The sequence below is a fragment of the Actinosynnema sp. CA-299493 genome, assembly GCF_050946825.1.
In the GTDB taxonomy this organism is placed as follows: Bacteria; Actinomycetota; Actinomycetes; order Mycobacteriales; family Pseudonocardiaceae; genus Actinosynnema.
This window is the reverse complement of sequence record NZ_CP191993.1, coordinates 2,580,134-2,600,493: the sequence shown is the minus strand read 5'-3', so window position 1 is coordinate 2,600,493 and position 20,360 is coordinate 2,580,134. Positions and strand designations below refer to the sequence as shown.

Annotated in this window: 15 protein-coding genes and 1 riboswitch; of the genes, 4 read left to right on the top strand and 11 right to left on the bottom strand. The window is 71.8% G+C overall.

Going from position 1 to position 20,360, the window contains the following annotated elements; all coding sequences use genetic code 11:
• Nucleotides 1-8: 8 nt before the first annotated feature.
• The 7 genes from ACQPYE_RS12390 to cobN form a co-directional block, all read right to left on the bottom strand.
• Nucleotides 9-2,723 (bottom strand): cellulose binding domain-containing protein, encoded by a 2,715-nt coding sequence (locus ACQPYE_RS12390; protein WP_498721255.1) that lies wholly within the window; start codon nt 2,721-2,723, stop codon nt 9-11.
• 337 nt (nt 2,724-3,060) lie between these two features.
• Nucleotides 3,061-4,092: a LacI family DNA-binding transcriptional regulator gene (locus ACQPYE_RS12385; RefSeq protein WP_498721254.1), complete on the bottom strand. Its 1,032-nt coding sequence runs from the start codon at nt 4,090-4,092 to the stop codon at nt 3,061-3,063.
• Nucleotides 4,089-5,504, bottom strand: a complete 1,416-nt coding sequence (locus tag ACQPYE_RS12380; RefSeq protein ID WP_498722890.1) for a glycoside hydrolase family 1 protein — start codon at nt 5,502-5,504, stop codon at nt 4,089-4,091. Before ACQPYE_RS12380 ends, ACQPYE_RS12385 begins: the two co-directional genes overlap by 4 nt.
• A gap of 11 nt (nt 5,505-5,515) precedes the next feature.
• Nucleotides 5,516-6,409: a carbohydrate ABC transporter permease gene (locus tag ACQPYE_RS12375; protein ID WP_498721253.1), complete on the bottom strand. Its 894-nt coding sequence runs from the start codon at nt 6,407-6,409 to the stop codon at nt 5,516-5,518.
• On the bottom strand, nt 6,409-7,413 hold the full coding sequence (locus ACQPYE_RS12370; protein ID WP_498721252.1) for a carbohydrate ABC transporter permease: 1,005 nt from the start codon (nt 7,411-7,413) through the stop codon (nt 6,409-6,411). The genes ACQPYE_RS12375 and ACQPYE_RS12370 overlap by 1 nt, the downstream gene beginning before the upstream one ends.
• Nucleotides 7,413-8,699: an ABC transporter substrate-binding protein gene (locus ACQPYE_RS12365; protein WP_498721251.1), complete on the bottom strand. Its 1,287-nt coding sequence runs from the start codon at nt 8,697-8,699 to the stop codon at nt 7,413-7,415. The genes ACQPYE_RS12370 and ACQPYE_RS12365 overlap by 1 nt, the downstream gene beginning before the upstream one ends.
• A gap of 555 nt (nt 8,700-9,254) precedes the next feature.
• The gene (gene cobN, locus ACQPYE_RS12360) at nt 9,255-12,821 is read right to left on the bottom strand and encodes a cobaltochelatase subunit CobN (protein WP_498721250.1); all 3,567 of its coding nucleotides are present in this window, start codon (nt 12,819-12,821) and stop codon (nt 9,255-9,257) included.
• Between the two features lie 33 nt (nt 12,822-12,854).
• A riboswitch (cobalamin riboswitch) is annotated at nt 12,855-12,984 on the bottom strand.
• A gap of 11 nt (nt 12,985-12,995) precedes the next feature.
• Here cobN and ACQPYE_RS12355 point away from each other — a divergent pair.
• From ACQPYE_RS12355 to ACQPYE_RS12345, 3 genes are read left to right on the top strand one after another with little or no spacing between them, the layout of a single operon-like run.
• A complete protein-coding gene (locus tag ACQPYE_RS12355) occupies nt 12,996-14,006 on the top strand; it encodes a ferredoxin-like domain-containing protein (RefSeq protein WP_498721249.1) in 1,011 nt (336 codons plus the stop codon).
• Nucleotides 14,003-14,629, top strand: coding sequence for a precorrin-8X methylmutase (locus tag ACQPYE_RS12350; protein WP_498721248.1), 627 nt, complete (start codon nt 14,003-14,005; stop codon nt 14,627-14,629). Before ACQPYE_RS12355 ends, ACQPYE_RS12350 begins: the two co-directional genes overlap by 4 nt.
• Complete coding sequence (locus ACQPYE_RS12345) at nt 14,626-16,083, top strand: precorrin-2 C(20)-methyltransferase (RefSeq protein WP_498721247.1); 1,458 nt, start codon at nt 14,626-14,628, stop codon at nt 16,081-16,083. Before ACQPYE_RS12350 ends, ACQPYE_RS12345 begins: the two co-directional genes overlap by 4 nt.
• Here the strand turns inward: ACQPYE_RS12345 and ACQPYE_RS12340 are convergent.
• Nucleotides 16,058-16,765: a cobalt-precorrin-6A reductase gene (locus tag ACQPYE_RS12340; protein WP_498721246.1), complete on the bottom strand. Its 708-nt coding sequence runs from the start codon at nt 16,763-16,765 to the stop codon at nt 16,058-16,060. The two genes, ACQPYE_RS12345 and ACQPYE_RS12340, sit on opposite strands and share 26 nt — an antisense overlap.
• Nucleotides 16,766-16,785: 20 nt before the next feature.
• Here ACQPYE_RS12340 and ACQPYE_RS12335 point away from each other — a divergent pair, with 20 nt between their 5' ends.
• The gene (locus ACQPYE_RS12335) at nt 16,786-17,844 is read left to right on the top strand and encodes a cobalt-precorrin-5B (C(1))-methyltransferase (RefSeq protein WP_498721245.1); all 1,059 of its coding nucleotides are present in this window, start codon (nt 16,786-16,788) and stop codon (nt 17,842-17,844) included.
• A 128-nt stretch (nt 17,845-17,972) separates the two neighbouring features.
• Here ACQPYE_RS12335 and cobM read toward each other — a convergent pair whose 3' ends face one another.
• The 3 genes from cobM to ACQPYE_RS12320 are packed head-to-tail and all read right to left on the bottom strand — an operon-like array spanning nt 17,973 to nt 20,250.
• The gene (gene cobM, locus ACQPYE_RS12330) at nt 17,973-18,716 is read right to left on the bottom strand and encodes a precorrin-4 C(11)-methyltransferase (RefSeq protein ID WP_498721244.1); all 744 of its coding nucleotides are present in this window, start codon (nt 18,714-18,716) and stop codon (nt 17,973-17,975) included.
• The gene (gene cbiE, locus ACQPYE_RS12325) at nt 18,713-19,861 is read right to left on the bottom strand and encodes a precorrin-6y C5,15-methyltransferase (decarboxylating) subunit CbiE (protein WP_498721243.1); all 1,149 of its coding nucleotides are present in this window, start codon (nt 19,859-19,861) and stop codon (nt 18,713-18,715) included. The genes cobM and cbiE overlap by 4 nt, the downstream gene beginning before the upstream one ends.
• On the bottom strand, nt 19,858-20,250 hold the full coding sequence (locus ACQPYE_RS12320) for a pyridoxamine 5'-phosphate oxidase family protein (RefSeq protein WP_498721242.1): 393 nt from the start codon (nt 20,248-20,250) through the stop codon (nt 19,858-19,860). Before ACQPYE_RS12320 ends, cbiE begins: the two co-directional genes overlap by 4 nt.
• Nucleotides 20,251-20,360 lie beyond the last annotated feature (110 nt).

Below are 20,360 nucleotides of genomic sequence, written 5' to 3'. Positions count from 1 at the left end.
CTCAGTGCTCAGCCCGAGAAACAGGACCGACCGTTCAGCGTGAAGCCGGTGGGTGTGGCGTTGCTGCCCTGCCAGCTCGCCTGGAATCCGAAGTCCACCGAGCCACCCGCTCCGATGGTCCCGTTCCAGCCCTCGTTGGTCATCGTGACGGCGGCGCCGCTCTGCGACGCCTTGCCGTTCCAACTGTTGGTGATCCGCTGGCCGTTCGCGAACGTCCAGCCCAGGTTCCAGCCCGTGACGGCTCTGGTGTCCCGGTTGGTGATCTTCACCGATCCGGTGAAGCCCCCTCCCCACTGGCTCGTGACCTTGTACTGCACCGAGCAGCCGGGTGGCGGCTGGTCGGTCACGGTCGTCGTCCCAGTGGTGGTCGTGGTGGTGGTGGTCGTCGTCGTCGTGGTGCTCGACGACGAGTCCGTGGGGTGCGTGTTGCTGCTGCTGGTGGTGCCGCTCGGCTCGGCGACGAGGATGCCCCGGCCGTTGGTGCCCAGGTAGACGCGGCCGTGGACGCGCGGGTCGCCGGTGATCGCCTCGCCCATGTTCCCGTACTGGTGCCGGTCGTCGTTGACGCGGACCCAGTGGGCGGCCTCGTCGTCGGACCGGTAGACGCCGGTCTTGCCGTCGATGGTCAGCACCGCGTACAGCGAGGGGTAGCGCTTGTCGTGCGCGGCCTTGCCGAAGCCGATGTTGACGCCCGACGTCACGCCGGCGACCGCGGTGACCGTCCGGCCGCCGTCGGTCGAGCGGAACAGGCCGCCGTCGCCGGCCAGCCACAGGTGGCCCTCGTTGCCGGGCACGGCGTGCAGCTTGCCCACGTCGGCGGTCGCACCGGCGGTGAACGTCGCGCCGCCGTCCGTGCTGACGTAGACGGTGTCGTCCGCCAGGCCGTAGAACGTGTTCGGGTTGGCCCGGTCGGACTCGACGACGGCGCCCGCCGGGATGCCGGTGGACGGCGTCCAGGAGTTGCCGAAGCCCACCGAGTGGTGCACCGCCGCACCGGCCGGGCTCCACACGAACCGGGAGCCGTCCGCCGCCGCCGCGACCGTGCCGCCGCCGGTGACGCCGCCGGGCTCGCTGCCCGCGAACCACTCACCGCCGTTGGTGGAGAAGGCGATGTGGGACGCGCCGTCCACGTTGCCGGAGCGCACCATGACCTGCGGGTTCAGCTCGGCGAAGTCGAGGCTGGTGGTCGTGGTGAAGTTCGGCTGCAGGTACATCATCGACGGCGCGGTGGTCAGGCTCGCGTGCCGGAACCCGCCGATGTCACCGAGACCGCTGAACAGCGACACGCCCGCGGGCGGGCTCATCAGGTCGAGCACCGCGGTCTCCTCCAGGCCCGCCGCGGTCGGCTTGATCGTGATCTGGCCGCCGCCGTCCCACTTGAGCAGGTCCGTGGTGCCGTAGACGGTGGCGCCGGTGCCGTACATCATCCGGTTGGAGTCGAACGGGTCGATCTCCAGCGATTCCACCATCCAGCCCAGCTTGGGCGTGACCTCGGGCGGCTGCGGGTTCGCGCCCCAGCTCAGCCACGGCGAGGTCCGGATGTCCATGGTGTAGCGGAAGCTGCGTTCGGGGTAGTTGGTGAAGTCCCACGCCCGCGTCCACGTCGCGCCGCCGTCGGTGCTGCGGAAGATGATGACGTCCGGCCACCAGGAGATCTGGGTGGCGACCATCAGCGTGTCCGGGTCCTGCCGGTCGATGGTCAGGCCGCTGTAGCCGAAGTAGTCGTCCGCGCTGTCGGAGGGGACCGGGCTGATCCTTGTCCACGCGCCGGTGGCGGTGTCGTACTTCCACACGTCGCCCTTGCCGCCGTCGTAGGGGCCGCCGGTGTCGCTGGTGGCGAGGTAGAGGAACCCGCCCTCGGTGTCCAGCTCGCCCTGGTGCGCGATGTAGCCGGTGGGCTGGCCGGCCAGCCGGGTCCACGTCGCGCCCGCGTCGGTGCTGCGGTAGACCGTGTTCTCCTTGTCGGCCACGCCGACGTAGATGGTCCTGGTCGCGTTGCCCGCCGTCGACGACCGCGGGTCGTAGGTCACCCAGACCACGCCCTGGATGTCGTTGGCGTAGCCGTTGGCGTCGTCGGGGTCGGCGACGTAGTTGCCGGGGTTGGGGAAGCTCGCCACCTTCGCCCACGTGGCGCCGCTGTCGGTGCTGCGCCACAGGCCCTGGCCGCTCGGCGCGCCGAAGTACAGCACCCGGCCGCCGTTGGGGTCGACCGACAGCCGCTCGCCCATGCCGCGGCCCGGCATGTTGCCGCCGACCTTGAACGGCAGCTCGGTGCGCTGCCAGGTGGCGCCCCGGTCGGAGGAGCGCAGGATCGCGCCGTTGTCCGGGTCCCAGCTGTTGGTGTACATGCCGACGGCGGCGTAGACCTTGTCGGCGTTCTTCGGGTCGGGCGCGATGCTCGCGACGCCGTTGTAGCCCCACTCGTCCCAGCCGACCCAGTCCAGCAGCGGGATCCACCGGCTGGTGGTCTTGTCCCACCGGTACGCGCCGCCGATGTCGGTGCGCGCGTAGATCAGGTCCTTCTCGGCCGGGCTGAACACGATGCCGGGCACGAACCCGCCGCCCTGGATCTCCACGTTGCGCCAGGTGTGCGGCACCTCGGGGACCGCGGCGGCGGTCGGCGCCGCGGGGCTCGCCGCCGCCGTCACCAGCACGACGCCGAGCGCGGCCACGGCCGCGGTGGTCAACGCCAGGAGCCGCGTGAGCGGTGTGCGTCGGACCATCGTGCGGCGCTCCTTTGCGCGGGGGGTGGGAGGAGGCGGTGGGCGAGAGGTGTCCGCCTCCCCCCTGGCTTGGGGAGTCAGGGGTCGTGGGGTCGGGCGTCCGAACGCACGGGCGACGACCGGTCCACCCGATCTGGGAGCGCTCCCAGAATGGGCAGGATTGGACCGTAGCCAGGCTGATCGATTGACGGCAAGGGTCGGTGCTACGCCATCCGAGTGAACTGTGGTTTCAGCCCACCGTGCCTGCGTCGAACGCGTCGAACTGGACGTCGAATCGCTTCGAAACGCCGCGACCCGGACCGAGAGGTCCGGGTCGCGGAGGTCCTGCTACATCGTTTCAGGCGCTCGAACGGGTGACCATCGCCGTCGGGAGGAGCAGGAACGGCGGGAGGTTCTCCTCGCCGGCCAGCTCCGCCATGAGCCGCCACGTCATGGTGCGCCCCAGCTGTTCCACGTCCTGGCGGATCGTGGTCAGCGGCGGCACGGCGGTCGAGGCGATCATCAGGTCGTCGAACCCGACCACGGCGACGTCGTGGGGCACCCGCTTGCCGTGCGCGTGCAGGGTCTGCAACGCGCCCAGCGCCATGATGTCCGCGCCCACGAACACCGCGTCCAGGTCCGGGGCCTGCTCGAGCAGGTCGGCCATGGCCGCGGCGCCGCTCTCCGGCGTGAAGTCGCCGTAGGCGACCAGACCGGTGTCGACCCTGGCCTGGCTGAGCCCGCGCTTCCAGCCCGAGAGTCGGTCCATGCCCACGGCCATGTCCCGGGGGCCGGCGATGGTGCCGATGCGCTTGTGACCCCGTGCGACCAGGTAGCGAGCCGCTTCCATGGCGCCGTTGAAGTTGTCCGAGTCCACATAGGGCACTCCGCCGGCGCCGAGGGGCCTGCCGCAGACCACGGTCGGCAGGCCCGCGTCGGCGAGCGTGCGGGGCAGCGGGTCCTGGCCGTGCAGGCTGATCACCAGCACGCCGTCCACGTGGCCACCGCAGAGGTAGTTCACCAGGTCCTGCTCGTCGCCCTCCTTGCTCATCATGAGGACGAGCTGGACCCGCTTGCCCGCGAGCTCGGCGTGCACACCGCGCAGCACACCGGCGAAGAACGGGTCGTTCAGCACCCGGCTGCCCTGCTCGGAGACGACCATGGCGATGCAGTTCGCCCGGCTGCCCGCGAGCGTCCGGGCCGCCTGGTTCGGGCTGTACCCGAGCTTGCCGATGGCCTGGTGGACGGCTTCACGCGCTCTGGAGCTGACGTACGGCTCGCCGTTGATCACCCGGGAGACGGTCGACTTCGACACCCCGGCTGCCCGAGCGACCTCCTCGAGCCGGGTGTTGGGTCGTCGCGCCTTGGGCGGGTCAACGGCATCTGTCACGGAGCGACCGTCGCCGCGAGAACGTTGCCACGGGCAACCTGCGAGTACCACATGGCGCTCATCTTAGGCGTCCGCACCTGGGTCTCGTAGTCGACATGCACGATCCCGAACCGCTTGGCGTAGCCCTCGGCCCATTCGAAGTTGTCCATGAGCGACCACGCGAAGTAACCGCGCAGGTCGACACCCGCCTCGATGGCCGCGTGAGCGGCCCTGAGGTGCGACTCGATGTAACCGAGGCGCTCGGTGTCGTTGATCGAGCCGTCGTCGTTGATGGAGTCGACGTAGGCCGCGCCGTTCTCGGTGACGTACAGCGGGATGCTGGGGTAGTCCTGGTGCACCCGGGTGAGGACCTTGAACAGGCCGTCCGGCTGCACCTCCCAGTCCATGTCGGTGCGCGGCAGGCCGCGGCTGGGGAACGACACGTGCTCCGCGCCCACCCACGGTGACCCGGTCGGGCGACGGCCGTTGGTCTGGACCTGGTCCGAGGAGTCGGACGCGGCCGGCTCGGGGGTGCCGCTGACGAAGTGCTCGGCGTAGTAGTTGACGCCCAACTGGTCCAGCGGCGCGGAGATGATCTCCAGGTCGTTCTCGCGGATGTGCTTCGAGAAGCCGTACGGCTCCAGGTCCTCCACGATGTCCGCCGGGTACTCGCCCTTGAACAGCGGGTCCAGGAAGATCCGGTTCTGCAGGCCGTCGAGCCGGCGCGCGGCGTCGAGGTCGGCCGGGTCGTCCGGGTCCGCCGGGATGATCGGGTACATGTTGAGCGTGATGCCGATCTTGGAGTTCGGCGCCTGCTCCCGGATCGCCGCGGTGGCCAGGCCGTGCGCCAGCAGCAGGTGGTGCACGGCCGCGACGGCGGCCTCCGGCTCCTGGCGGCCGGGCGCGTGCACGCCGGCGGCGTAGCTGAGCAGCGACGAGCACCACGGCTCGTTGAGCGTGGTCCAGTTGTCCACCCGGTCGCCGAGCGCGCCGACGACGGACTCGGCGTACTCCGCGAAGCGGTACGCGGTGTCCCGGTTGGCCCAACCGCCCGCGTCCTCCAGCGTCTGCGGGAGGTCCCAGTGGTAGAGGGTCAGCCACGGGGTGATGCCGGCTTCGAGCAGCTTGTCGACCAGCCGCGAGTAGAAGTCCAGGCCGGGCTGGTTGACCGGACCGGCGTCCGGGCGGATGCGCGGCCACGCGGTGGAGAACCGGTAGGCGTGCAGCCCGAGGTCGACCATCAGCTGGACGTCCTCGTCCACGCGGTGGTAGTGGTCGGCGGCGGGGTCACCCGTGTCACCGCCCACCACCGCGCCCGGAAGCTGGCAGAACGTGTCCCAGATGGACGCGGTGCGACCGTCCGCGGTGGTCGCGCCTTCGATCTGGAACGCCGCTGTCGCGGCGCCCCACACGAATCCCTCGGGAAAGGAAATCGACTCCACAGCTACCCCTTCACAGCACCCTGCATGATCCCGGCGACGATCTGCCGACCGAGTACGAGGAAGACGATCAGAATCGGGACCGTGGCCAGCGTGGTCCCGGCGAGCACTAGCGAGTTGTCGACGTAGTAGCCGCTCTGCAACTTCTCCAGGGCGATCTGCATCGTCGGGTTGTCCGCGTTGAGCACGATCAGCGGCCAGAGGAAGTCGTTCCACGACGTCATGAACGTGAAGATGCCCAGCATGGCGGCGGCCGGGCGCACCGCGGGCAGGCACACGTGCCAGAACGTGCGGATCATGCTGCAGCCGTCCATGCGGGCCGCCTCGATCAGCTCGTCCGGCACGGCGTCGGCGATGTACTGGCGCATCCAGAACACGCCGAACGCGGTCACCAGGTTGGGGATGATGACCGCGCCTAGGGTGCCGGACCAGCCGTACTCCGCCATCGCCATGTACAGCGGGATGATGCCCAGCTGCGTCGGCACGGCGAGGGTGGCGACCACGAACACCATCAGCGGTCCGCGGCCCTTGAAGCGCAGCTTGGCGAACGCGAAGCCGGCCAGCGTCGAGAGCACCACGACCGACACGGTGACCGTGCCGGAGACGAGGATGCTGTTGCCCAGCGCCTTCCAGAACGGGATCGTGTCGAGCACGCGGCCCGCGTTGTGGAAGAAGTTGCCGCCGGGCAGCATGGGCGTGTCGGCGGTGAACTTCGCGTCGTCGTGGCTGGCCACGAGGAACGACCAGTAGAACGGGAACGCCGAACCGAGGATGAACGCGATCAGGATGCCGTAGACGACGAAGCCGGGGCGCCGCTCGGAGAGCGACACCGCCTTCGAGCGCCGCGGCTTGGCGCCCCTGGTCCCGGTGGCGGACGGGCGATCGGTGATGGTGGCCATCACGCCTCCCCACTGGACGCGAGCCTGCGGGTGAGCAGGAAGTTGACCCCCGCGATCGCGATGACGACGATGAACAGGACCCAGGCCATCGCCGAGGCGTAGCCGAGGTCGAGGCTCTGGAAGCCGGACTGGTACATGTAGAGCACCACCGTCTGGTACTGGTGGGTCGCACCGCCGTTGGCGCCCGCCGAGGGCGAGAACAGCAACGGCTCGGTGAAGATCTGGAGACCGCCGATGGTCGACGTGACGATCACGAAGATCAGCGTCGGGCGCAGCAGCGGCAGCGTGATGCTGAGGAACTGGCGTACCTTGCTCGCGCCGTCGACCCAGGCCGCCTCGTAGACGTCGCGCGGGATGGCCTGCATGGCGGCCAGCACGATCAGGGCGTTGTAGCCCGTCCAGCGCCAGTTGACCATGGTGGCGATGGCGACGTGGCTCCACCAGCGGTCGGCCTGCCAGTCGATCCGGTCCAGGCCGAACCACTCGACGATGTTGTTCACGGTGCCGTACTGCACGCCGAACAGGTCGCCGAAGATGATGGTCAGGGCGACGAGGCTGGCCACGTAGGGCAGCAGCACGCCCATCCGCCAGCCGGTGCGACCGCGCAGGGCGGTGTTGAGCAGCGCGGCCAGCAGCACCGCGATGATGATCTGCGGGATCGTCGAGATCGCGAAGATGCTCAACGTGTTGACCATCGCGTTCCAGAACTGCGAGTCGGCCAACAGCTCGGTGTAGTTGCCCAGCCCGAGGAACTCCTGCTCGTCCGCGCCCAGCTCCCAGTCGAACAGGGAGATGTAGGCCGTGTAGAGCAGCGGGAAGAGGCCCACCACCGCGAACAGGACGAAGAAGGGGGCGATGTAGAGGTACGGCGAGAACTTCACGTCCAGGCGGGTCAGCCGGTAGCGCCAGCTCAACTTGGCCGGACCGATGTCATCGTTGTCGTCGCGCCGCGGCGGGCGGGGCTCGGCGCCCCGCCCGCGCGCGACCGAAAGCTCGGTCGTCATTACTTGGCAGCCTTCTTGGCTCCCTCGATGACCTTCGCCCACGCCTCGGCGGGCGACGTGCCCTGCTCGACCGAGGTCAGCGCCGGGGAGACCACGTTGTCCTGGATCTCACCGTCCTGCGGGCCCTTGTACTGGGCCGCCGCGACCTTGTTGGCCTGCTCGGCGAACAGCAGGCCGACCTTCTCGCCGCCGAAGTACTCGCTGGTCTGGTTGAGCAGCTCCGGGGAGATCAGCGCGTTGGTCTGGCTCGGGAAGGTGCCCTTGGCCTTGAACGCCTTGATCTGCTGCTCCGGCGCGGTCAGCCACCCGGCCAGCTTGGCGGCCTCGGCCTTGTTCTTGCCCTGCTTCGGGACGGTCAGGTACGAGCCGCCCCAGTTGCCGCCGCCGCCGGGGAACGCCGCGGTGACGGCCCACTTGCCCTTGTGGTCGGGGCCGGCGTTGCCCTCGATGACACCCAGCATCCAGGACGGGCAGGTCTTGGTGGCGAACGCCGACTCCTTGAAGCCGGTCTGCCACTCCGGGCTCCAGGCGGCGAGCTTGGCCGACTGGCCGCCCGCGACCGCGGCGGTGACCTGGTCGAAGATCTTCTTGTCGTCGTTGGTCTCGATCACGAGCTTGTCGTCGCGGTCGAAGTAACCCTTCTCCGCCTGGTTGTGCATCGGGTTGAAGATCTGCGCGGCCGAGTCGAACCACGGCTTGCCGGTCGCCTTGACGTAGGCGTCACCGGCGGCGAAGTACGAGTCCCAGGTCGCGAACAGGGCCTTCACGCCCTCGGGGTCGGACGGCAGCTTCGCGGCCTCGAGCAGGTCCTTGCGGTAGCACATGGCCAGCGGGCCGATGTCGGTGCCGTAGCCGATGAGCTTGTTGTCCTTGGTCGTGACCGCGTCGACCTTCCACTGCAGCCAGCGGTCCTCGCGGACGTCCTTCGGGCCGATCTCCTTCAGGTCCTCGAACTGGCCGGACTTGGCCATGACCTGGCTGAGGAAGCCCTCTTCGACGGCTTCGACGTCGGCGAGGCCGGAGCCCGCGCCCAGCTTGGTGAACAGGTTCTGGTGGTGCGGCGCGCCCTGGCCGGTCTTGCGCTGCGTGACCTTGACGTTCGGGTTCGCGGCCTCGTACTCCTTGAGGAGCTCCTCGTAGCCGAACTCGTTGAAGGTCGCGATCGTCAGCTCGACCTTGCCATCTGGCGACGTGCCGGACCCTCCCGAGCCACAGGCCGTGGCGACTGCGGCAAGCACTGCGGTGCAGGCCATGACTTTGGCCAAGCCTGCTCGACGGTAGCGCACGAGAACTCCTCAGTTGATCGGCGGTGAACGTTCTGGGAGCGCTCCCAGGTTTTGGGGGAGTGTGGTTCGCACCACGGAGTTGTGTCAAGCTCCCGTGTCCGCGCTGTTACCGACGTTGCGTCATTTGCCTTGCTGGACCGATTCTGCTAGCGGTGTGTCCAGTGGTCCGTTCAGGCACTGTTCGTAGACCGGTCGGACACGCTCGGTTCATCTCCGCGCCGAACGGCCCGAAAAGATTCACGAGTCGCGCACCCACTCACCCGCCACCAGTCTGCACCGGAAGTGCGCGCTTGTCCGGCACCGTCCCACCGCGAGTCGCGGACAGTGGCGCGCGGAGTCGTCCGGACGGGTAGCGCGAGTCGGCCGACCGGGTGGCGCCACCGGCCGGCCGAGTCACCTCCGGACGGCCCGCGGCGCGCGCCGGGACGTCCATTCAGGACCAATGATTGACCGAGGTGTTTCGTCACGCGCGCGAGGGGCCCGAATATAGGGGGTACCCCTCATGATCAAACCGTTTCCGCGGCGTTATAGGGCACGTGCGGGCGGCGTGACGGCTCAGCGGCCGTCCTCCAGATCACCCTCGGTTTCCAGGTACGCCTTTCGCAGCGCTTCCAGCGTCGCCGGCTCCGGGTGCTCCCACATACCCCGTTCGGCCGCCTCCAGGAGCCGTTCGGAGATGCCGTGCAGCGCCCACGGGTTGGACCGGGCCAGGAACTCCCGGTTCACCGGGTCCAGCACGTAGCTGGCCACGAGCTGCTCGTACATCCAGTCGGCGACCACCCCGGTGGTCGCGTCGTAGCCGAACAGGTAGTCGACGGTGGCCGCGAGTTCGAACGCGCCCTTGTAACCGTGCTCGCGCATCGCGGCCAACCACCTCGGGTTGACCACGCGGGCGCGGAAGATCCGGTTCGTCTCCTCGTTCAGCGTTCTGGTGCGCACGGCGTCGGGCCGCGTGCTGTCCCCGACATAAGCGGCGGGCGCTTTGCCGGTGAGCGCGCGCACGGTCGCGATCATGCCACCGTGATATTGGAAGTAGTCGTCCGAATCGGCGATGTCGTGTTCACGCGTGTCGATGTTCTTCGCCGCCACCGCGATGCGCTTGTAGGCGCTCTCCATGGCCGGCCGCGCTTCGACTCCGTCGAGTTCGCGGCCGTAGGCGTACCCGCCCCACACCGCGTACACCTCGGCCAAGTCGGCGTCGTCGCGCCAGTTGCGGCTGTCGATGAGCGGGAGCAGGCCGGCGCCGTACGCACCCGGTTTGCTGCCGAAGATCCGCATTGTCGCCCGACGCGGGTCGTCGTGCCGCGCCAGATCGGCTTGGGCGTGCGCCCGGACGTAGTTGTCCGACGCCGACTCGTCCAAGTTCGCGACCAGTCGCACAGCGTCGTCGATCAGTGTCACAACGTGGGGGAATGCGTCGCGGAAGAAGCCGCTGATCCGGACCGTGACGTCGATTCGCGGCCGGTTCAACTCGGCCAGCGGGATCGGTTCCAGACCGGTCACCCGACGCGATTGGTCATCCCATTCGGGCCGGACGCCCAGCAGGGCGAGCACCTCGGCGATGTCGTCACCGGCGGTGCGCATCGCGCTCGTGCCCCAGACCGACAGGCCGACCGACGGCGGCCACTCCCCCGTGTCCGCGCGGTAACGCGCCAGCAACGAGTCGGCCATGGCCTGGCCGGTCTCCCAGGCCAGCCGGGACGGCACCGCCTTGGGGTCGACCGAGTAGAAGTTGCGACCGGTCGGCAGCACGTTCACCAGGCCGCGCAGCGGCGAGCCGCTCGGACCGGCCGGCACGTAGCCGCCGTCCAGGGCGTGCAGCACGTTGGTCAGCTCGTCCGTGGTGCGGGCCAGCCGGGGCACGACCTCGGTCGCGGCGAACTCCAGGATGCGCGCCACGTCCTCGTCGTCGGTGAGGCCGCGGGCCGCGTTCACATCCCAATTGGCGTCTTCCATCGCCTGGACGAGCGCGCGGGCCTGTTCCTCGACCCGGTCGGTGGCGGTCCGGTCGTTGCCGGACTCGGTCAGCCCCAGCGCCTCGCGCAGGCCGGGCAGCGCGGCGACCCGACCGGCCCACATCTGCTTGGCCTGGAGGATCGACAGCACCAGGTTCACCCTGGTCCCGCCGGTGGGCGCCTGGCCGAGGACGTGCAGGCCGTCGCGGATCTGGACGTCCTTGATCTCGCACAGCCAGCCGTCGACGTGCAGGATCAGCTCGTCGAACCCGTCGTCCCCCGGCCGGTCGGACAGGCCCAGGTCGTGGTCGAGCTTGGCGGCCTGGATGAGGGTCCAGATCTGGGCGCGGATCGCCGGCAGCTTGGCCGGGTCCATCGCGGCGATGGTGCCGTGCTCGTCCAGCAGCTGCTCCAGCCGGGCGATGTCGCCGTAGCTGTCGGCCCTGGCCATCGGCGGCACGAGGTGGTCGACCAGGGTGGCGTGCGCCCGGCGCTTCGCCTGCGTGCCCTCGCCCGGGTCGTTGACCAGGAACGGGTAGATCAGCGGCAGGTCGCCCAGCGCCGCGTCCGGGCCGCACCCGGCCGACATGCCCACGGTCTTGCCGGGCAGCCACTCCAGGTTGCCGTGCTTGCCCACGTGGATCACGGCGTCGGCGCCGAACTCGTCCTCCAGCCAGCGGTAGGCGGCGAGGTAGTGGTGGCTCGGCGGCAGGTCCGGGTCGTGGTAGATGGCGATGGGGTTCTCGCCGAAGCCGCGCGGCGGCTGGACCATGACCACGACGTTGCCGGAGCGCAGGGCGGCCAGGACGATCTCGCCGTCGGCGTCCCGCGACCGGTCGACGAACAGCTCGCCGGGCGCCTCGCCCCAGTGCCGCTCCATCCCCTGCCGCGTGTCCTCCGGGAGGGTGGCGTACCACTGCCGGTACCGGGCCGCCGGCAGCCGGACGGGGTTGCCCTGGAGCTGCTCCTCGGTGAGCCAGTCGGCGTCCTGGCCGCCGGCCGCGATGAGGGCGTGGATCAACGCGTCGCCGTCGAGGTCGGCCACGCCCGGCAGCTCGTCGCCGATGTCGTAGCCGTGCTCCCGCATGGCGGTGAGCAGCCGCACGACGCTGGCCGGCGTGTCCAGGCCGACCGCGTTGCCGATGCGGGAGTGCTTGGTCGGGTAGGCCGACAGCATCACCGCGATGCGCCGTTCGGCCGGCGGGATGTGGCGCAGCCTGCCGTGGCGCACCGCGATGCCCGCGACCCGCGCCGCGCGCTCGTCGTCGGCGACGTAGACCGTGAGGCCGTCGTCGTCGACCTCCTTGAACGAGAACGGCACCGTGATGATCCGACCGTCGAACTCCGGGATCGCGACCTGGGTGGCGGTGTCCAATGGGGACAGTCCGTCGTCATTCCCGTCCCACGAGGCACGGCTGCTGGTCAGGCACAAAGCCTGGAGGACCGGCACGTCGAGGGCGGCCAACGCGCCCACGTCCCACGCGTCGTCGTCACCGCCGGCGGACGCGGCGGCGGGCTTGGTGCCGCCGGCCGCGAGCACCGTGACGATCAGGGCGTCCGCTTTGCCCAGTTCGGCCAGCAGCTCCGCCTCCGCCGTGCGGAGGGAGGCGCAGTAGACCGGCAGCGGACGGCCGCCCTTGGCCACGATCGCGTCGCACAGGGCGTGCACGAACGCCGTGTTCCCGGCCACGTGGTGGGCCCGGTAGTACAGCACGGCGATGGTCGGCCCCTCGACCGCGTCCTGCCGTTCGAGCAGGCCCCAGGTGGGCGTCGGCTCGGGCGACGTGAAGCCGTGACCGGTGAGCAGCACCGTGTCGGACAGGAACCGGTGCAGCTGGGCGAGGTTGGCCGCGCCGCCGTGCGCCAGGTACGCGTGCGCCTCGGCGCAGACGCCGCCGGGCACGGTCGACAGCTCCATCAGCGGCGCGTCGGGGTTCTGCTCACCGCCCAGCACGACGACCGGCAGGCCGGAGGCGAGCAGCCGGTCCAGCCCCTCCTCCCACATCCGGCGTCCGCCGAGGATGCGCACGACCACCAGGTCGACGCCCTCCACCAGTGCCGGCAGGTCGTCGACGGCGGTGCGGGCGGGGTTGGCCAGGCGGTAGTCGGCGCCGCTGGCGCGGGCGGACAGCAGGTCGGTGTCGGAGGTCGACAACAGCAGGATCACGTGCGGGCTCCATCCCTCGGGGGTCCTCGCCCCGGTCGTGGGTACGGCGAGCGGAGTTCCTGACTCCCGGGGCCTCCCCCGGTCACAGTGGCGGGACCGCGCCGGATTCACACCGGCTTCCTCCTGCTGCTTCGCCGTTCGGAGGTCACCCTAACGGCAGTTAGCATCCAGTCCATGCCCACGGACCGAGTTCGCCCGGACGCCTGCCCCGGAGCCGTCGACGTGCACCAGGCCGCCGACGGCGGTTTGGCGCGCGTGCGGGTGCCCGGTGGGACGTTGGACGCCGCGCGGGTCGACGTGCTGCGCGCCGCCGCGGTGGAGCTGGGCGACGGGTTCCTTGAGCTGACGTCACGGGCGAACCTGCAGATCAGGGGCTTGGCGCCGGGGGCGGAGCACGAGCTGGGCGCGCGGCTGCGCGATGTCGGCCTGCTGCCCTCGATGACGCACGAGCGGATGCGCAACATCATCGCCGCGCCGCTGGAGGACAACCAGGCGCTGGTCGACGAGATCGACGCGGCGTTGTGCGCGGTACCGGAGCTGGCGTCCCTGCCAGGGCGTTTCCTGGTCACGGTGGGTGGCGCGGTCAGCGGCCTGTCGGGTGACATCGGGCTGGTCGGTGACGCGTTGTTCCTGGCAGGCCACGATTCAGGGCTGCGCGTGACCGATCCCGTCGAGGCCGTGGTGACCGCCGCACGGCTGTTCGGCGAGCTCCGCGGCGAGGCCTGGCGGCTGTCCGAAGTGGACGGCGGTGTGCGGAAGATCACGACGGCGTTGGGCGATCCGGGTGACGCCCGGGTCGAACCGGGTGTGACGCCCGTCGCACCCGGCGCGCACGGCCCCGTCGTCGTCGCGGGCGTGCCGTTCGGGCGGTGGGACGCGCGGCTCCTGGCCGGCGTGCCGGTCCGGCTCACGCCGTGGCGGAGCCTGGTGCTGCCGGCCGGGACCGACACCAGCGGCCTGTTCACCTCGCCGGACTCGCCGTGGCACGGCGTCAGCGCGTGCACGGGGCGGCCGGGCTGCGCCAAGTCGCTGGCCGACGTGCGCGCCGACGCGACCCGCTGGATCGGCGCCAGGACCACGCCGGGCCGGGCGCACTGGTCGGGCTGCGCACGCCGGTGCGGGCGGCCGGCGGGCGACGTGGTGGAGTTCGTCGCGACCGGCGACGGGTACGAGGAGATCAGGTGACCAGCTACGTCAAGGACGGCGCGGAGATCTACCGCCGTTCCTTCGCCACCATCCGCGCCGAGGCAGACCTGGCGCGGTTCCCGTCGGACGTGTCCCGGGTGGTGGTGCGGATGATCCACGCCTGCGGGATGGTCGACCTGGTCGGCGACGTCGACTTCTCGCCGCACGTGGTGCGCGACGCGCGGGCCGCGCTGCTGGCCGGCGCGCCGATCCTGTGCGACGCGCGGATGGTCGCGGCGGGGGTGACCCGGCGGAGGCTGCCCGCCGACAACGAGGTGATCTGCACGCTGGGCGACCCCCGCGTGCCGGGGCTGGCGGCGGAGCTGGGCACCACGCGCAGCGCGGCGGCGTTGGAGCTGTGGCGCGACGACCTGGCCGGCGCGGTGGTCGCCATCGGCAACGCGCCGACCGCGTTGTTCCACCTGCTGGACATGATCGCGGCGGGCGCGCCCCGACCCGCCGCCGTGCTGGGCGTGCCGGTGGGGTTCATCGGCGCGGCCGAGTCGAAGGACGCGTTGGCGGCCGGCGACCTGGGGTTGGAGTACCTGGTCGTGCGCGGACGGCGCGGGGGCAGCGCCATGACCGCGGCGGCGCTCAACGCGATCGCGAGCGAGGAAGAATGACGGGCAAGCTGTACGGGGTCGGTGTGGGTCCGGGCGATCCGGAGCTGGTGACCGTCAAGGCGGCGCGGCTGATCGGCGAGGCCGACGTGGTCGTCTTCCACAGCGCGCGGCACGGGCGCAGCGTGGCGCGCCGGATCGCCGCGCCGTACCTGCGGGACGGGCAGGTCGAGGAGCAGCTGGTCTACCCCGTCACGACCGAGGACTCCGACGACTACCAGGGCGAGATCGACGCGTTCTACGAGGAGTGCGCGGCGCGGCTGGCCGCGCACCTGGACGCCGGGCGCACGGTGGTGGTGCTGGCGGCCGGCGACCCGTTCTTCTACGGCTCCTACATGCACCTGCACAAGCGGTTGGCGCACCGGTACGAGGCCGAGGTCGTGCCCGGCGTGACGTCGGTGAGCGCGGGCGCGGCGGTGATCGGACGTCCGCTGGTGGAGCGGGACGAGGTGCTGACCGTGCTCCCCGGCACGTTGTCGGCGGACGCGCTGGTGGAGCACCTGGCCGGCGGCGACCCGGTGGCGATCATGAAGCTGGGCCGGACGTTCCCGCGGGTGCGGGAGGCGTTGGCGCGGGCGGGCCGGCTGGACGAGGCCTGGTACGTGGAGCGGGCGACGACCGGCGGGCAGCGGACCGCCCCGCTGTCCGAAGTGGACGCCGAGGGCGTGCCGTACTTCTCGTTGGCGCTGCTGCCGAGCAGGCCCGAGGTCCGCGCGGCGTCCGGGGGCCGGGTCGTGGTGGTCGGGCTCGGTCCGGCCGGGCCCGAGTGGCTGACGCCGGAGGCGCGACGGGCGTTGGCGGAGGCCGACGACCTGGTCGGGTACGTGACCTACCTGAACCGGGTGCCGGTGAACCCGCGCCAGCGGCGGCACGCGTCGGACAACAAGGTGGAGGCCGAGCGGGCGGCGTTCGCGCTGGACCTGGCCAAGCGCGGGCGGCGGGTCGCGGTGGTGTCCTCGGGCGACCCGGGCGTGTTCGCGATGGCCAGCGCGGTGCTGGAGGTGGCGACCGAGGAGCAGTTCGCGGACGTGCCGGTGGCGGTGCTGCCGGGGTTGACCGCGGCGCACGCGGTGGCGAGCCGGGTCGGCGCGCCGCTGGGGCACGACTACTGCGTGGTGTCGTTGTCCGACCGGCTCAAGCCGTGGGACGTGATCGAGGAGCGGCTGGAGGCGGCGGCGCGGGCGGACCTCGTGCTGGCGGTCTACAACCCGGCCTCGCGCAGCCGCACGTGGCAGGTGGACAAGGCGCGGGACGTGCTGCTGCGGCACCGCTCCCCCGACACGCCGGTGGTCGTCGGGCGCGACGTCGGCGGGCCGGAGGAGTCCGTGCGGGTGGTGCGGTTGGCCGACCTGGACGCGTCCACCGTGGACATGCGGTGCCTGCTGCTGATCGGCTCCTCGCAGACGCGGGTCAGCTCGCGCGGCACGGTGTTCACCCCGCGCCGCTACCCCGGGTGAGCCGGTCGACGGCTTCGGCCACGGTCCGCACCAGCGGCGCGTCCGGTGGCGGTGGCCGGCGCACGACGACGACCGGGATGCCGAGGTGACGGGCGGCGGTCAGCTTGGCCGCCGTCATCGGCCCCCCGCTGTCCTTGGTGACCAGGACCTCGACCCGGTGCTCGCGCATGAGCCGGAGCTCGCCGTCCACCGTGTACGGTCCGCGGTCCAGCACGAGGTCGAGCCGCGGGTTCGGCGGGTCGGGCGGGTCGACCGTGCGCGCGACACCGCTCGTGAACGCGGCGAGCTCCCGGCGGCCGGTGGTGATGAACGCCCGGCGGCCGGCGACGAGCGCCGCGGCTTCGGCGACGCTGTCCACGTACCGCCAACCGTCCTCGGGCGGCCAGCCGGGGCGGCGCAGGACGAGCAACGGCGTGCCGGTCGCGGCGGTGGCGGCGAGGGCGTTGGCGGTGATGCTCTCGGCGAACGGGTGCGTGGCGTCCACGACCGCGTCCACGCGTTCGGCCCGCAGGTAGGCCACGAGGCCCTCGACGCCGCCGAAGCCGCCGACGCGGACCTCGCCGTCGGGCAGCTTCGGGTCGGCCACCCGGCCGGCCAGCGACGAGATCACCCGCATTCCGGTGAGCGCGGCGGCGAGCTCACGCGCCTCGCCCGTGCCACCCAGTACCAGCACGGTCTTCACGGCTGTTGCATCCTGTCGTCGTGAGCACGAACCTGCGCTTCGGCTGGACCACCGGCGCCTGCGCCACCGCCGCCACCGCGGCGGCGTACACCGCGTTGCTCACCGGCGAGTTCCCCGACCCGGTCGGGATCGTGCTGCCGAAGGGCCGGACGCCGTCGTTCGCGCTGGCCCGGGAGTCCCTGGCGGACGACAGCGCCTTCGCCGCGATCGTGAAGGACGCGGGCGACGACCCGGACGTCACGCACCTCGCGCTGGTCGGGTCCACCGTCCGGCACGGCGCGCCGGGCAGCGGGGTGGTGTTCGAGGCCGGACCCGGGGTGGGCACGGTGACCAAGCCCGGCCTGCCGCTGGCGGTCGGCGAGCCGGCGATCAACCCCGTGCCGAGGCAGATGATGCGCGAGCACGTCGCGCGGGTCGCGGCGGAGCACGGCGGCAGCGGGGACGTGGTCGTGTCGATCTCGGTCGAGCACGGCGCGGAGCTGGCGCGCAAGACGTGGAACCCCCGGCTGGGGATCCTGGGCGGGCTGTCGATCCTGGGCACGACGGGGATCGTGGTGCCGTACTCGTGCTCGGCGTGGATCGACAGCATCCGGCGCGGGGTCGACGTGGCGCGGGCGCAGGGGTACGAGCACGTCGCCGGGTGCACCGGCAGCACGTCGGAGAAGGTCGCGGCGGCGGTGCACGGGCTGCCGGAGGACGCGTTGCTGGACATGGGCGACTTCGCCGGCGCGGTGTTGAAGTACCTGCGCCGCCACCCCGTGCCCCGGCTGACCGTCGCGGGCGGGATCGGGAAGCTGTCCAAGCTGGCGGACGGGCACCTGGACCTGCACTCCGGGCGTTCCCAGGTCGACCTGGGCTTCCTGGCGTCCCTGGCGGGCGATCCCGACCTGGCCGCGGCCATCACGGGGGCCAACACCGCGCTCGGCGCGCTCCGGGTGTGCCAGGCGGCGGGCGTGCCGCTGGGCGACCTGGTGGCGGCCCGCGCCAAGGCCACCGCCGACGACGTGCTGCGCGGCGCGCCGGTCACCGTGGACGTGATCGTGATCGACCGCGCGGGCGCCGTCGTCGGCCGGGCGTGATCCACAGGCCTCCGCCGCCACCCCGTTTCCGTCGGTGCCCGCCGGTAGACTGGAAACCGGGGGGATCCCCGCGCCCGGACGGCTCTCCAAGCAGGCCACCACCGGCTGCGGGCAGCTCACGGACCAGGTCACGACCGGCTGCGGGTGGTCGAGTAGAGGTGGCTGTCCGGGAAGCCCTCGGCGGTCAGCACCCGGCCCACGACGATGACGGCCGTCCGCTTCACGCCCGCGGCCCGCACCTGGTCGGCGATGTCGGCGAGGGTGCCGCGCAGCACCACCTCGTCCTCCCGGCTCGCCCGCGCGACCACGGCAACCGGGCAGTCCGCGCCGTAGTTCGGCAGCAGGTCCGCCACCACCTCCAGGATCCGCTGCACGGCGAGGTGCAGCACGATCGTGGCGCCGGGCCGACCCAGCGTCGGCAGGTCCTCCCCCGGCGGCATGGGGGTGGCGCGGGCCGCCGTGCGGGTCAGGATCACCGTCTGCCCCACGCCCGGCACGGTCAGCTCGCGGTTCAGCGACGCGGCGGCGGCGGCGAAGGCGGGCACGCCCGGCGTCACGTCGTAGGCGACGCCCAGGGCGTCCAGGCGGCGCATCTGCTCGGCCATCGCGCTGAACACCGACGGGTCGCCGGAGTGCAGGCGGGCCACGTCGTGACCGGCGGCGTGCGCGGCGGCGAGCTCGGCCGTGATCTCGTCGAGGTCCAGGTTCGCGGTGTCGACCAGGCGCGCGTCGGGCGGGCAGTGCGCCAGTACCTCGACCGGCACCAGCGCGCCCGCGTAGAGGCAGACCGGTGACTCGGCGATGAGCCGCGCCGCCCGCAGGGTGAGCAGGTCGGCCGCGCCGGGCCCGGCGCCGATGAAGTGGACGGTCACGCGTTCTCCTTGGTCACTGCCCACGTGGTCACGGGCATCTGCGGGCGCCAGCCGGTGAAGCCGCCGATCGCGGTCGCCCGGCTCACCTCGATCCGGGTCAGGTCGCCGCCCAGCCGGCCGTGCCACCGCGTCAGCACGGCCTCCGACTCCAGCGTCACGGCGTTGGCCACGAGCCGCCCGCCGGGTCGCACCGCGTCCCAGCAGCGCTCCACCACGCCGTTGGCGGTCAGGCCGCCACCGATGAACACGGCGTCCGGCCGGGCCAGGTCGAGCGCGTCCGGCGACGAGCCGACGACGACCTCGATGCCCGGCACGCCGAACGCCGTCGCGTTGCGCGTGATGCGCGCCGCGCGCTCGGGGTGCTTCTCCACCGCGATGGCCCGGCAGGTCGGGTGGGTCCGGCACCACTCCACCGCGATGCTGCCCGCGCCCGCGCCGACGTCCCACAGCAGCTCGCCGGGGCGCGGCGCGAGCAGCGCCAACGTCACCGCCCGCACCTCGCGCTTGGTGAGCTGCCCGTCGTGCTCGAACTGCTCGTCCGGCCGACCGGGTGTCGACGACGCGCCGTCCGCGCCGCACTCGACCGCGAGCACGTGCAACGGGTCGGCGTCGTCGAGCGAGTGGTGCACCCGCTCCCCCGGCCCGCCCAACTGCTCCAGCACGGTCAGCCGCGCGTCCGGGGCCAGGGCGGCGACCTCGCGCGGGTTCCCGCCGAGCACGAGCACCCGCCGTCCCGGGTGCAGGTGGGGCACGACGAGCGCGGCGGGCTTGCCGACCAGGCTCACCACGTCCACGTCGTCCAAGGCCCACCCCAGGCGCGCGCACGCCAGCGACACCGACGACGGGTGCGGCAGGACGCGGACCCGCGAAGCGCCCAGCAACCGCGTCAACGTCGTGCCGATGCCGTGGAACATCGGATCGCCACTGGCCAGCACGCCCACCCGCCGTCCGGCGTACCGGGCCAGCAGCCCCGGCAGGGCCGGCACCAGCGGCGACGGCCACGGCACCCGCTCGAACCCGCCCGGCACCAGGTCGAGCTGCCGGGTGCTGCCCATCAGCACCTCGCACGACGCGACCTCGTGCCGCGACGCGGGCGGCAGGCCGTCCCAGCCGTCGGCGCCGATGCCGATGACCGTGACGCTCACACCGTCCCCAGCACGCGCGTGACGGCGATCTCGATCACCACGCGTTCCGGGTTGGCGCGGGGCGTGCGGTAGCGGTCGGCGTACCGGCGCTCGGCGTCGCGCACCACCTCGGGCTCCCGGCGGACCACCGCCCGGCCCTCCAGCGTCGACCAGCGGCGTCCGTCCACTTGGCACACGGCGGCGGGCACGCCCTCCGGGCCGGCCGCGAGGATCTGCCGCACCTTGTGCGACGTGCCCGAGCTGATCACCCTGGCGGTGGCCGTTCCCACGTCCAGCGTGACGCCGACCGGCACGACGTGCGGCGTGCCGTCCGCTCGGACCGTGGTCAGCGTGCACAGGTGGCGCTCGGTCCAGAACGCGCGGAAGTCCTCGCCCTTGCTCGACAACATGCGTGCATCATGCGGCACGCGCGGGCCATCGCGGAAAACGTGACACGCCGATTCGGCCGCCCCCGGCCGGGAGACCCGGTCGCTGGGACCCGCGGCGTGCGCTGGTCCAC